General features: G+C 56.7%; 11 protein-coding genes. 9 read left to right on the top strand and 2 right to left on the bottom strand.

What is annotated here, in order from left to right; genetic code table 11:
* The first annotated feature begins 3 nt into the window (after positions 1–3).
* The 9 genes from PLH32_15700 to rlmB are packed head-to-tail and all read left to right on the top strand — an operon-like array spanning position 4 to position 10,385.
* Positions 4–1,761: a SpoIIE family protein phosphatase gene (locus PLH32_15700; protein ID HQJ66051.1), complete on the top strand. Its 1,758-nt coding sequence runs from the start codon at positions 4–6 to the stop codon at positions 1,759–1,761.
* Entirely contained in the window at positions 1,749–2,927 is a 1,179-nt protein-coding gene (locus tag PLH32_15695) for a SpoIIE family protein phosphatase (protein HQJ66050.1), read from the top strand. Before PLH32_15700 ends, PLH32_15695 begins: the two co-directional genes overlap by 13 nt.
* A gap of 12 nt (positions 2,928–2,939) precedes the next feature.
* Positions 2,940–4,343: a radical SAM protein gene (locus PLH32_15690; GenBank protein HQJ66049.1), complete on the top strand. Its 1,404-nt coding sequence runs from the start codon at positions 2,940–2,942 to the stop codon at positions 4,341–4,343.
* Positions 4,313–4,993, top strand: a complete 681-nt coding sequence (locus tag PLH32_15685; GenBank protein ID HQJ66048.1) for a deoxynucleoside kinase — start codon at positions 4,313–4,315, stop codon at positions 4,991–4,993. The genes PLH32_15690 and PLH32_15685 overlap by 31 nt, the downstream gene beginning before the upstream one ends.
* Before the next feature lie 5 nt (positions 4,994–4,998).
* Complete coding sequence (locus PLH32_15680; GenBank protein HQJ66047.1) at positions 4,999–5,880, top strand: site-2 protease family protein; 882 nt, start codon at positions 4,999–5,001, stop codon at positions 5,878–5,880.
* Between the two features lie 13 nt (positions 5,881–5,893).
* Positions 5,894–6,769 (top strand): hypothetical protein, encoded by an 876-nt coding sequence (locus tag PLH32_15675; protein HQJ66046.1) that lies wholly within the window; start codon positions 5,894–5,896, stop codon positions 6,767–6,769.
* Positions 6,762–8,723: a PBP1A family penicillin-binding protein gene (locus tag PLH32_15670; GenBank protein ID HQJ66045.1), complete on the top strand. Its 1,962-nt coding sequence runs from the start codon at positions 6,762–6,764 to the stop codon at positions 8,721–8,723. The genes PLH32_15675 and PLH32_15670 overlap by 8 nt, the downstream gene beginning before the upstream one ends.
* Positions 8,720–9,640, top strand: coding sequence for a carbohydrate kinase (locus PLH32_15665; GenBank protein HQJ66044.1), 921 nt, complete (start codon positions 8,720–8,722; stop codon positions 9,638–9,640). Before PLH32_15670 ends, PLH32_15665 begins: the two co-directional genes overlap by 4 nt.
* Positions 9,621–10,385, top strand: a complete 765-nt coding sequence (rlmB, locus tag PLH32_15660) for a 23S rRNA (guanosine(2251)-2'-O)-methyltransferase RlmB (protein HQJ66043.1) — start codon at positions 9,621–9,623, stop codon at positions 10,383–10,385. The genes PLH32_15665 and rlmB overlap by 20 nt, the downstream gene beginning before the upstream one ends.
* A 43-nt stretch (positions 10,386–10,428) precedes the next feature.
* Here the strand turns inward: rlmB and PLH32_15655 are convergent, their stop codons facing one another.
* Together PLH32_15655 and PLH32_15650 are read right to left on the bottom strand one after the other, a co-directional pair.
* A complete protein-coding gene (locus tag PLH32_15655; GenBank protein ID HQJ66042.1) occupies positions 10,429–11,652 on the bottom strand; it encodes a hypothetical protein in 1,224 nt (407 codons plus the stop codon).
* 15 nt (positions 11,653–11,667) lie between these two features.
* Positions 11,668–13,011 carry a multiheme c-type cytochrome gene (locus PLH32_15650; protein ID HQJ66041.1) on the bottom strand — a complete coding sequence of 448 codons (1,344 nt, stop codon included), beginning with the start codon at positions 13,009–13,011 and terminating at the stop codon, positions 11,668–11,670.
* Between the last annotated feature and the right edge of the window lie 15 nt (positions 13,012–13,026).

Below are 13,026 nucleotides of genomic sequence, written 5' to 3'. Positions count from 1 at the left end.
CCGGTGAAAGAACCGCTCCCGCAAAATCCTGTGGCCCGTGAGCTGGATGAGCGCCTGGTTGAGTTGCAGTCTCTCTTCGAGATGAGTCAGGTCCTCAATTCCTCTCTACAGCTGCGCACCACCCTCAATAACCTCCTGCTGACTCCGATGGGGCGCATGATGATCAGTCGCGGTGTCGTTCTGGTGGCCCAGGACAACCATCTCTTCGAACTCGCCGCGCTCAAGGGGCTGCCTCGCTCCCTCGCCGGCAAAAAGATCGCCTTCACCGGCGAGATGAGCGAACCCCTGGCCGTGACCGAACTCGCTCCAGGCAACGAGCCGCTTAGATCCTTCTTCGAAGAACACAGAATCAGCCTCATTATCCCCATCCTCAGCGTCCAGCGCACGGTAGGCATCATGGGGCTCGGACCCAAGCTCGGCGGCATCGCCTTCACACCCTCCGAGGTCGAGTACCTGATCTCGCTTTCCAACATCGCCTCCTCTGCCATCGAAAACGCCCTGATGTACCAGAAACTGGAGCTGGTCAATCGGCAACTGGACAAAAAGGTGCAGGAGCTGCGAACTCTCTTCGAAATCGGCAAGGAACTCAATGCCACGCTGGAGCGGGAGCGCATCGTCAATCTGCTCATCTATGCAGTAATGGGTGAACTGGTCGTCAGCCGGTGTTATCTCTTTTTACGCGGGGAGGAGGGACTGGCTCTATGCGCAGCCCGCGGGTTGCGGGTTGATGACCAGACCCGCCAGGAACTCTCCGCTCCTGCGGTCCTGACCGTTCTGAACCGGATCGAGAATGTCACCGCCGTCGATGCGCAGCAGACGCCTGCCGGACTAGAGATCCTCGGGGCGCACCAGCTCAGGCTGCTGGTACCGATGAAGATCCAGGAGGAGACCCGCGGTCTTCTCGCCATCGGCGACAAAATTACCCAGCAGCCCTTCCAGTCCGATGAGGTTGAGTTTCTTTCGACTCTTTGCAACCTCGCCATGATCTCCATCGAAAACGCACGGCTCTTCGAAGAGGCCCTTGAAAAAGAGCGCATCGAGGAAGAACTCAATATCGCCCGCGATATCCAGCAGCGGCTCCTACCTCACGAGTGCCCCCATTATGAAGGATGTGAGATCTACGGTCTGAATATACCGACGCGCCAGGTTGGTGGAGATTATTTTGACTGCATCGAGATCGATGCCGACAACGTCGCCGTAACCATCGCCGATGTCTCCGGCAAGGGCGTACCTGCCTCGCTCCTGATGTCTTCTCTCCACGCCGGATTACACAATCTGGTGACTCCCGGCGGGGATATCCCCGCCATGGTCGGCCGACTCAACAATTTCATCCAGGCCAACACCGGTTTCGACAAGTTCATCACCTTTTTTTATGGCGAATTCGATTTGCGGCATCAGGTCTTCAGATATGTCAACGCGGGACACAACTTGCCCTATCTTTTTCATGCGGATGGAACAATCGAACGCCTCGAAACCGGCGGACTTTTACTCGGCATGCTCCCGAATATGCCCTACGAGAGTGAGCAAATTGCGTTGCGGAAGGGGGACCTCCTTTTTCTTTTCACCGACGGCGTCACCGAGGCCAAGAATGCCGCGGACGAGGATTTCGAGGAGTCGGGTCTGGAGGCTGTACTCAAACCGGCTCTTGATTTACCACTGCGGGATCTGCTTGATCGCGTGGTCGAGGCGGTGCGCACCCATTGCACCGGCATGCCGCAATCCGATGATCTCACGATGATGGCGGTCCGATGGCTGATCTGAAGAAAGAGCAGCCCGGACTGCGGACCATTCTTGTGGTGGAGGATGACCCCCATCTCCGCCGCCTTTTCGTCGAAATCCTGCGACGTGATGCCTACCATGTGCTGGAGGCCGACAGCGGCGAAGCCGCCCTGACAATCCTCGAAAACTCGGCCTGTGATGTGGTCATCAGCGACATGCAAATGCAGCAGTTGAGCGGACTCGATGTCCTCCACGCGGCGCTCGCAAAGGATCCGATCACCCAGGTCCTGATCATCACCGGTTATGCTTCGGTGGGCACTGCGGTGCGAGCCATGCGCGAGGGCGCCTACGAGTACCTGACCAAACCGGTTCAACCAGAAGCCTTGTCCCTCAAGGTCCGAAATGCCTGCGAACGGCGGCGCCTCCTGCAAACCCTGGCGAAACAGGAATCGGCCCTCGAAGCGCATCATTCGATGATCGAGCGGGACCTCACCCTCGCCCGGCAGGTGCAAGCAAGCCTGGTGCCCGAGGGATATTCTTCGCCCTTGATCGACGTCGGGATCACCTATATTCCGATGATTGGTCTCGGTGGCGATTTTGCCGACATCCATGTCGCGAACGAAGAAAAAATCTATCTCGCGGTCATCGATGTCACCGGCCACGGGATCGCCGCAGCGCTGCTGGTCAGTCGAGTCTGCCATGAATGGCGGAGCCAGCTCCAGAGCGCTCCGGATCCGGCCGAGGTGCTCTGGCACCTCAACGAGTTCTTTTTACGCACCTTTGCGGATACCCCGCTCTTTCTGACGATCATGGCTGTAGAATGCGACCTCAGGAAGAAAACCCTGCGTTATGCCGGCAGCGCCCATCCGGCCGCGCTGCTCTGGCACGCCGACAACGAAAGCATCTCCAGACTTGACTCGCAGAACGCCATCATCGGTTTTGCCCATGCGGATCGCTCCGCTTTCCGCTCGGTTTGCCTTCCGTATGCGCCTGGTGATCTCCTGCTGGTTTACACAGACGGGGTCATCGAAGCGGAAACACGGGAGGGCAAAATTCTCGGCTTGCAGGGTTTGCAGCGCATCATCCGCCAGCAAAAGCGAGAGTTAAAAGCGCTGCAAACCTCCGCCGCCATTATCCGTCAGGTCGTCGAGTTCACCAAAACCGATCTGGGCGATGATGTATTGATGCTGGTTGCCCGGCTGACCTGATAGGGTGCCATGATGTCCCGTAACACGCATCACAGGATCCTGCTGGTCAATCCCTGGATCTATGATTTTTCTGCCTATGACTTTCGGCAGAAGCCCCTGGGCTTGCTTTATATCGGCGCCATACTCGCTAAACTTGGCTACCATATTGCGCTGCTCGATTGCATGGACCGGTACCAGCCGGCATGGGCGGATACGGTGGAGAGCAGCCCGGAACGGGAGGGTGCGGGCAGGTTCCCGCGTGAGGAACTCGCCAAGCCTGCCGCGCTGGCGGACATCCCCCGAAAGTACTGCCGGTATGGCGTGCCGCGCGACCGGCTCGAGACCTGGCTGCGCAACCAGCCGCCTCCGGATATCATCCTCATGACCTCTTTCATGACCTACTGGTATCCGGCGGTGGTTGATATGGCCGAACTCCTGCGATTGTTCTTTCCGCGCGCGGTATTGGTGTTGGGTGGCGTTTATTCAACCCTCTGCCCGGAGCATGCCCGGCAAAACGTACGGCCCGACTATTTGATCGAAGGGGAGGGTGAGCAGGCAGCCGTCCGGTTGATCGCGAGCCTCTGCGACGGACCCGGAGCCGATTTCGCCTTTTCACATTTGGACGAGCTGCCCTACCCCTGGTATCAGGGGTATCCTGTGCTGGCGAGTATCGCCCTGGTGACGTCTCGCGGTTGCCCCTATGCCTGCAGCTACTGCGCCTCCCGAATTCTCACGGCCGGATACCGGCGCCGCGAAGCGTCGGCCGTATTCCGCGAGATCCGGCACTGGCAGGAAATCCGCGGTGTCCGTCAGTTCGCCTTTTTTGATGACGCCCTGCTGCATCAGGCGGAGCACTACGCCAAACCCCTCTTGCGGCTCCTTACAGGCCTGGACGCGAGCCTATCCCTGCATACGCCCAATGGCGTTCAGCCGTGCTGTATTGATGCCGAACTGGCCGGACTCCTTTTTAGCGCGGGGACGAAGAGCCTGCGTCTCAGCTTTGAAAGCGGTAGCGCCCTGCGGCAACAGGGCAAGGTAAACGCCGATGAGCTGGAATCAGCGCTCAACCATCTCTACCGCGCGGGTTATAGCGCTGCCGAGATCGGCGTTTATATCTTGGCGGGAATGCCTGGCCAGCCGATGCGCGAAGTACGTGAAAGCGCGCGTCGGGTTCATGAAATGGGCGCACGCATCTATTTGGCTTCCTATTCGCCGATTCCGGGCACGCGGGAGTACCAGGAATGCGTGGCGCGTGGGGAATGGGACGCTCGCGAGGATCTGCTTCTGACCAATAATTCACTGTTCCCCTTCTGGCGCAAACGCTATTCCAGCGGGGAACTGGAAGAGCTGTCCTTGTGGGTCAAGCAGCTCAATCATTCACTTCTATCTTCGGATGAGGATACGCTATGCCGGAATCCCCAGACAGGCCCAGCCTGAATGGCGAAATCGAGCCCTTTTATCTGGCCATTGCGGGCAATATCGGTGTCGGTAAAACCACGCTCACCCAGATGATCAGCGAGCATTTTGGCTGGCGCGCCTATTTCGAGCGGGTCATAAATAATCCTTATCTTGATGATTTTTATGCGAACATGAACCGCTGGAGTTTCAACCTGCAGGTTTATTTCCTCTCGCGGCGCTTTATGGACCAACGCCTTATTTCTTCCAGCCGGGAGTCTTGTGTCCAGGATCGCACGATCTATGAAGACGCCGAAATTTTCGCCTATATCCTGCACAAGCAGGGCAACATGTCCGATCGTGATTATGACAACTATCGTGATCTCTTTTACACCATGACCGATTACCTGCGCAAGCCCCATCTGATTCTCTACCTTCGGGCATCGACCTGGACCCTTATCACCCGCATCCGCAAGCGCGGGCGCGACTTTGAAAAGAGCATAACCAACGAATATCTCTACGAACTTAATGCGGCGTATGAACGCTGGATCAACGAAATTCAAAAGACCATCCCGGTGCTGGTCGTTGAAGCCGACAAGATCGATTTCGAAAAATCGGCTTCTGATTTTGCCGCCATCTGCGCACAGATCAAGGGGCATGAGCTGGCTTACCGCACCGCACAAATCGAGTGACCCGCATGAAAGAATCAATACAGGAACAAAACATCTATAGACAGCCATTCGATCCCGCCCTTTATCCCTGGCACCTGCCCCGGCAAACCTGGCGGATTGTCGGGCGGAAATCCATCAATCTCATTCTCTTTCTGGCTACACTATTTTCCACCTGGCTGGTGGGCGGCCCCTGGTTCAGCCTGGCGATCATGTCGATCCTCGGCGCCCACGAGATGGGCCATTTCCTGATGTGCCGTAAATACCAGGTGCCCGCAACCTTGCCGTACTTTATCCCTTTTCCCTTTCCCAGTTATAATCCGTTCGGCACCCTGGGCGCGCTCATTTCCATGCGAGGCTTTTTCCCAAACCGCAAAGCTCTCTTTGATATCGGCGCCGGTGGGCCACTGGCCGGACTGGCGGTCACACTTCCCGTCCTGGCAATCGGCCTGGCGCTCTCCACTGTGACCCCGCTAAATCAAGAGACAGTCCATGGATTGACTCTGGGGGAATGCCTGCTCTTCAAGGCTCTCTCCTGGCTCATCCTAGGTTATAATACGAATCAGATGCAGGTGGTGCTCCACCCCGTCGCTTACGCCGGCTGGGCGGGACTCTTCGTAACCGGGCTCAATTTGATTCCGGTCGGTCAGCTCGATGGCGGACATGTGATGTATGCCCTTTTTGGACAACGTGTTAAATACATCACCTGGGGTCTCATTGCCGCCCTGGGCATCCTGACTTATTTTAACTACAGTTGGGCTCTTTTCTTCATCCTCTTGGTCATCTTCGGACGTCGTCATCCCGCCCCACTCGACGCATGGACGCCGCTCGATCCACGCCGCCGCTTCCTCGGCTACCTGTTTTTTCTGCTCTTCATCATCACCTTTACGCCCTTTCCCTTCCAACCCTAGGCGGAGCCGCAGTATGCCAACCAAGTACCGCTGGAATAGTTTGAGCCGTACCACCCGCAGCCTGTTGGGCCTGCTCGTGTTGGTGATCCTCCTCGAGTTCTGTTTTGATCTGTTCGAGAAGATCATCGGTCAGGTCATGCTCTGGACCAATGATAAGCGGCCCAAGGTCGGTCGATTATGGACAGAAGAGGAACGCGACCTGAACGGCCAGCGTCAGGCCTCGACCCGCATCGATTCACTGCGCATCCTGCCGGCTTATGAACGTTATATCCACTCCTTCGACGACCTGGTCGCCTATGTGACTTTCAAGACCGGATATCAACTCACCCGCGATGAATTCCTCGCACTCTATCGGCAACTACCGGCGGAAGATGCCGGCCGCCTCGTTGATCCTGTGCTTCTCCGCGATCTGGCCGGGTCCGCTGACTGGAACAGTGTCCGCATGACAAGGCTGGATGATCGTTTACAGCTTCTTTTTATCGATCCCTATGGTCAGCCCCTTCGCGACGCCCAGGCCTTGCTGCTCTCCAAGGAGGAACTGATGCAGGGGTCCCGTCTGAATACCAACCCGCTCTATACCGGACGGCTTCTCCCAGGATCACTTTTTACAGAAGCTCTGGAAACCATGCCCACCAACCTGCGCCTGCAGGTGATCAATGATCCCCAAAAATGGAATGATTGGCGGCAGCGCTTGATCTGCGCAGCGGTATCCCCGGCCGTCCGTCACGGTGCCGTCCTGATCGGGTTAGAATTGACCGAGGGGGGCCGAGCCGTCGTGGAAGAGGCGGAGGCCAGCGAGTTGGCTGCGAGCTACCTGGTTCAGGCCATCAATACGCTCAATCCCGATGTCCACTATGCCATGCCGGAGAAGGAGGAAAGCCATGAGTAAACGCTCGCGCTGGATTCTCTGGATCTTGCTCTTTCTGACCGGTTTGTTCCTGTGCACCTTGCTCTATCTATCCATACTGACTTTGCCGCGCGTTCCCAACGATCTCAATGACATCGCCCTTAGCAATCCAACTCTCATCTTGGGCGATGACGACCAACTGGCTAAGCGTCTTGCTGACCGTGAGGTCATTCCGTTTGAACAGATGCCTAAAACGGTATTGCAGGCCTTCATCGCCCTAGAAGACAACCGCTTTTATGACCACCATGGTATCAGCAAGCGCGACCTTTTACGCGCGGTCGTCGCCAATTTCACCCATCTGGGTGTACGGCAGGGGGGAAGCACCATCACTCAGCAGCTGGCCAAAAACCTCTTTTTCACCTTTGAACGCGACTGGGCGCGAAAATTCAAGGAGATGTTTGTTGCGTTCCAGATCGAACGCCAGTTCTCCAAGGAGAAAATCCTCGAAGCTTATGCTAACCAGATCAACTTCGGCTCAGGCGTCTATGGCATTGAGCTGGCGAGCCAGACCTATTTCGCCAAACATGCCAGTGATTTGACACTGGCTGAATCCGCTATGCTGGCCGGCATTCCGCGCTGGCCTGCACGCTACAATCCGAGCACCAATATCCAGGTCGCCAAAGAACGCCAGGCGTTCGTCCTCGGCCGAATGGTAGCTGAGGGTTTTATCACTCAGACAGAACGGACATCTGCTCTGGCGGAATCCCTGAGAGTCGACCGCGTCAACCGGATGCAGGGCAGTGCCGATTACTTTATCGAGGAGATTAAAAACCGCGTCTCAACCACCCTTAGTGCGGAAGCCGTCAACTTCGGTGGATTACGGATCTATACGACACTCAATACGAGAATGCAGCTGGAAGCGACACGAGCCGTGGGTGAAGGACTCTCGGCCCTCGATGAATCCATGGGATTGACACCCTATAACAAGGCCTCCTGGGAAACCAAGGCCGGCTATCCCCAGGCTGCCCTGGTGGCCCTTGATCCCCGAACGGGAGAGATCAAAGCGGTGGTGGGCGGGCGCGATTTCCGCAGGGCACCGTTCAACCGCGCTTTCGCCAACAACCGCCATGCCGGATCGGCTTTCAAACCCTTTATCTATTTCACTGCGCTGGAAAAAAACCTCATAACACCCGCCACTGTCCTGGTCGACGAACCGGTATCGTTCGACACCGGCTCGCAGAAATGGGCTCCAGACAATATCGACTTCAAGTACCTGGGACCAGTCACCATGAAATACGCGCTGGCCCGCTCCATCAATTCCATTTCGGCAAAACTTATCTTTCAGACAACCCCGGAAGCAGTCGTCGCAACATGCCATCGATTGGGAGTTAACAGCGATATCCAGCCGCTGCTCTCGCTGGCGCTTGGCGCTGCCGGGGTCTCTCCGCTGGAAATGGCCGCAGCCTTTGCTACCATTGCCGCAGGCGGCGTCTACCACCAACCTTATATGATTCGCTCCATCCACAACGAGCTCGATGAAGTAATCGAGGAGACCATCCCGAAAAGCCAGCACGTTGCCGATCCCCAAACCTGCTACCAGCTTCTGGATATGCTCTGCGGCGTTGTCGACAAGGGCGGAACGGGTGCGGCGGTGCGCACCTATGGCTATTATGGAACCTGCGGCGGCAAGACCGGCACCTCCAACGAGTACCGCGATGCCTGGTTCGTCGGGGTCACGCCCGAACTGGCGGTGGCCGTTTGGGTCGGTTTCGATGACAACCATCCCATGATCGATGCTAAAAATCGTGGGGTGACCGGCAGCCGCGCGGCCCTACCAATCTGGGCGCGCTTCGTCAACCGGGCCCTCTCCGGCCAACCGTACGGCCAATTCGCCATTCCCGACCATATCGTCTTCGCAACCATCGATCCGAGAACCGGCTCTGGGCGCATGCCGGGCGGACCCTCCATTACCGTTGCGCTCAAGGAGGCCCCATGAGAAAGGTTCTGAATATCGCCGGTCTGGGGGAGGTGCTCTGGGATTTCTATGAGGATGAACGCTTCGCCGGAGGTGCCCCGGCCAATTTTGCCTTTCACGCTACGCGCTGTGGTGCCCGGGGTTTTCTGATGAGCAGGGTCGGCCAGGATGAACTTGGCCGGTCGCTCATGGACCATTTCAAGCAAGCAGGGGTTAATATCACCGGTGTACAAACCAGCCCCCAGAAACCGACCGGCACGGTTCGCATCCATCTGGATGCATCCGGTCAGCCGAGCTTTGAGTGCAGCAGCGATACCGCATTTGATGAGATGGAGATGGACACCGCCTGGTTGAAACTAATCAACCGCCTGGATGTGATCCTCTTCGGCACCCTGGCGCAGCGCGCAGCGGCTTCGCGCCAGGCGATCCGCGCCCTGCTCGATCACGCCAAAGAGACAGTGCGCATTTTCGATCTGAACCTGCGTGGCTGGAACGCGGCGACCCGGGAGATCGTCGAAGAATCGCTCTGTCGCTGCCGAATTCTCAAACTCAATGAAACCGAACTGCAAATCCTGATCCGGGCGCAAAAAGCGGAACATTTAAAGCCCGAGGTTTTCCTTCGCGGGCTTCTGCGCTCCTGTAATATTGAACTGGCTGCGGTAACGCTGGGCAGCCGCGGCTGTTGGCTGCTGACTCCGGACGAGGAATACCGCCATCCGGGCTACCGGGTCGACGTGGTGGATACCACCGGCTGCGGCGATGCCTTTGCAGCGGGATTAGCCTGGTGCTATTTACATCATGAATCACTTGAAGAGACGGCCGGATATGCCAACCGAATAGCGGCATTTGTAGCGACCAAGAAAGGTGCCACGCCAGTATGGAACAACTCAGATCTCCTGAACCTGGACGAGACGGAACATGGAACAACTGGAAGGTAGAATCGGGGTGGAGGCGGCCCTCCGTGCCCGGCAGCGCAAGATCCACTTGCTGGTGCTGCGCAATTCGCTCCATGCTGAAATCATCAACCCGCTCGTTGAACTGGCTGAAGCCCGGAACATTCCCTGCAAACTCGTCAGCCGCGAAGAGCTGGATGCGATGGCGCATGGCCATACGCACGGTGGTGTTCTGGCCCTCTGTTCACCCAAGCCTCATCTCAACCTCGACCAACTTTTTCGTCATCTGCAAACTGCCGGATTTCCGCTGTTCCTGCTGCTTCTGGAGGGCATTGACGATAGCCAGAACCTGGGCTTCGTGCTGCGCTCAGCCGAAGCCTGCGGTGTGGATGCCGTTTTACTGAAGAAGCACCTTTGGGACTTCGACGGCGCGGCGGTTTCGCGCGCTTCCTCCGGCGCCTTTGAGAGGTTGCCGCTCTGTGTCTTCGACGAGGCCACTGCGGTCTTGCCGCGTCTTTCCGCCATGGGCATCCATATTTATGGCTGTCTCGCGAATGCCCAGCGCACCATGTATCAGGTCGATCTCGCTGAATCGGTACTGATCGCCTTGGGAGGTGAAAAACGCGGCCTTTCAGCGGTGGTGCGCAGCCATTGTGACCGGTTCATCAAGATCCCGATGCTTTCCTCCACCGGCTCACTCAGTCTCAGCCATGCCTCCGCTATCCTCCTGGCGGAAGTGATGCGCCAGCGCTTTGATCGAACAACACCGTCTGGTGCGAAGACAAAATAGAAAAAGAAGGATCGCACCTCCTTGTCAGAATAGCGCCAAACGCTCAGAATCCGCTGACCAGTCCGAGCACCGCCCGGTTGGCTTTGCGCTCCAGATCGCGGGTGTACTCCAAGGTGAGCCTGAGATTGCGCTGGACCAGGTAGGTGGCGCCGAGCGTAGCGGTCTGGTAGAGTGTCCCGCTGGTGGTGGTGTGCAGCGCACCCACGGAGCGGCTGGCTTCCTGGTGGATGCCGTTATACAGTGCGATGAGATAGTAGCGTGAACGGTCGAGTTGCGGGGAGAAAATCGCTTCGATCACCGCGCCGTTGGTTTTGGTCTCGCTCCCACTGCGCGTCAGCCAGGGATTGGTATCCTTGCGGTAGAGATACTGTCCGGTGAACTCAAATGGACCGAAGGTGGCATTGAAGTCGGGCCCGATATAGGTCACCTTGTTTTTAAAGGACACACCCTCCCCGTAGATCATCTCCGCGCCGTAATAGTAATAGCCACCCAGGCTCATTTTATCGGTAATCTCCTGATGGAGGCGCAGTCCCAGATTCTTGTTGTTGTCATAATCGAAGGCGCCGGTCTCCTCATTGGCCATATTCTTGCCGTTGCCGTTTGTGAGGGAGAGCACCAGATCGGTGCCGGTCGCTGTGAGGCTGTACAGAAACATCAGCCCGCGATCATAGGAGAGGTTGATCCTGGAAAAGCCGATATTCTGCTTATAAATCTGGTAATCCTCATATGTAAGCCGTAGTTCTCTTTTCATCAATGGATCGCTGGTTTGGAATTGACCGGCCATGATATCCAAAGGGATGCCAAACACATTATCGAAATGGACATAGGCGTCCTCGATTCCGGAGACCTCGCCTCGTTCGGTCATGTAAAAATAGAAATAATAGCCGATCTTGCGGGAAAGGTTGCCTCCAGATAGCAGTTTGATGCCCCACGGCGACTGCAGGTCATTCTCGACGAGGGCTTTCGACCTATGCACCGCGTATGCATCGAAACGGACGGCTACCGGGAAGCTTTTATTAAGCCAGAGCAGTTCATCGCCCGCAGAGATATAATCGCGTTCTTTCTCATTCTCAGGGATGATGAAACCGTTGCCGGCAAACTCGGCTCCGTAAGGCTTGAGTTTGGGGATCGGAGCATGACAGGTAGAACAGGAGAGATTGTAACGCCGTGCAAAGGCAGGAATGGCGTAGCTGTTGCCGGGCAGGATGATCCATTGCACCGCAACCAGCAGGGATACCAGAACGAAAAGCCGATCTGAATGTCTCATGGCGTTGCCTCCTGGTTACTCGTAGATCTCGAAATGGGTGGTTGCACGGTTGACAGGGATGATTTCGCTCTCGTCGGCCGGGACACCGAGAAAGTCGGCAACCGGTTTGACCAGTTTTTGATAATTGAGTTGTGCGGTTACAACCACGGGGCCGATGGCGATATCATCCGGCAGTTTCCAGGTGAAGTTTTCGATCTTGGTTTCACGGGGGCCGATGCGGTAGTCGACACCCAGGAACTTGGTATTCCATTGCAGGATGGTCATCCGGCCTTTGGGATCAAAATAGGCCATACGAAAGATTCGGTCACCAACCGGTACCCCGTCACGCTGTACCCCCGCAAAGTCGGGAATGGCTTTGGGTACCCCCATATCCTGATAGGCCAGAGCGTCGGCTGCAATGGTGTATTCCTCGCCCTCAAAGCCCTTGCGATCCACCGGCAGATGATAAACCTTTCCGGCTGCATCGGTGGCGGTGACGTGCAACCAGACAATGCGATCCTCGACCGAACCGGACGGAAATTTGTGTCCGGTTTTGGCATTGAAAAGTTGGGCGGTTAGAACAACATTTCCGTCATAAGGCACCTCGCGTTCAGAAGGGTGGATGCGCAGTTCGATGGTACCGGCGACCTTGCCGGGATCGTGGGCGCCATGAAAAAGATGCTGTGCAACCATCTCCTCCTTGGACATCGTGGCGTTTTTACCCCAGGCTTTGGGCATGTGGCATTGCTGGCAGGGCACGCCCTGAGCGGCATACGGGCCCTCTTTCCACTCGATTTGGGTCGATTTGACCCAGATCCCGAAGGGATTTCTCTCGTTATGGCAGTTGCCACAGAGTTCGGCTTGTTCGAAAAGCGGATTTTTTTCGGTATCATGATGGGGGGAAACCACTCCCGGCTTGGGGCCGTATTTTATGCGCCCTGGCGTGGAGATGAAGTTGAAGTTATGAGGTACATCGCCACTCCAGCCACTGATGGTGTGGCAAACCTCGCAGCTAACACCTTCATTGGCGCGTGATTTGGCTTCAGGGCGCGGTGGCGTGACATCTCCAGCCATGAAAGCGAGCGGCGTATGGCAGCCGTTGCAGCCATCCACTGGTCCCTTGAGTTCCGGCACTTTTTGCGCATGAGCCACGGCCAGATCAAAATATTCGATCTCATCCCAATGGTGGGTGTAGGCCTGCGACATCATGGCCTGCCGCCATTGCTCATAATAGTCGGGATGGCAGCTCCGGCAGACCTCGGGCTTTTCGTATTGCGCATAGCTCTTGCTGCCCTTGAGGCTCTCTCCCGAGAGCCCAGTTTGCGCCCGAAGCGGAGCGGCCAAAAACAAACAGATTGCGACGATCTGCAGCTTTCTCATGCTCCCTCCTGATGT

Source organism: bacterium (assembly GCA_035419245.1).
In the GTDB taxonomy this organism is placed as follows: domain Bacteria; phylum Zhuqueibacterota; class Zhuqueibacteria; order Residuimicrobiales; family Residuimicrobiaceae; genus JAKPUX01.
This window is presented reverse-complemented; position numbering and strand designations above follow the sequence as displayed.

Bases quoted from the DNA above. Each gene is read 5' to 3' on its own strand.
- PLH32_15695 (HQJ66050.1), top strand. From the start codon at position 1,749: ATGGCTGATCTGAAGAAAGAGCAGCCCGGACTGCGGACCATTCTTGTG.
- PLH32_15675 (HQJ66046.1), top strand. From the start codon at position 5,894: ATGCCAACCAAGTACCGCTGGAATAGTTTGAGCCGTACCACCCGCAGC.
- PLH32_15665 (HQJ66044.1), top strand. From the start codon at position 8,720: ATGAGAAAGGTTCTGAATATCGCCGGTCTGGGGGAGGTGCTCTGGGAT.
- rlmB (HQJ66043.1), top strand. From the start codon at position 9,621: ATGGAACAACTGGAAGGTAGAATCGGGGTGGAGGCGGCCCTCCGTGCC.
- PLH32_15685 (HQJ66048.1), top strand. From the start codon at position 4,313: ATGCCGGAATCCCCAGACAGGCCCAGCCTGAATGGCGAAATCGAGCCC.
- PLH32_15690 (HQJ66049.1), top strand. From the start codon at position 2,940: ATGTCCCGTAACACGCATCACAGGATCCTGCTGGTCAATCCCTGGATC.
- PLH32_15655 (HQJ66042.1), bottom strand. From the start codon at position 11,652: ATGAGACATTCAGATCGGCTTTTCGTTCTGGTATCCCTGCTGGTTGCG.
- PLH32_15670 (HQJ66045.1), top strand. From the start codon at position 6,762: ATGAGTAAACGCTCGCGCTGGATTCTCTGGATCTTGCTCTTTCTGACC.
- PLH32_15650 (HQJ66041.1), bottom strand. From the start codon at position 13,011: ATGAGAAAGCTGCAGATCGTCGCAATCTGTTTGTTTTTGGCCGCTCCG.
- PLH32_15680 (HQJ66047.1), top strand. From the start codon at position 4,999: ATGAAAGAATCAATACAGGAACAAAACATCTATAGACAGCCATTCGAT.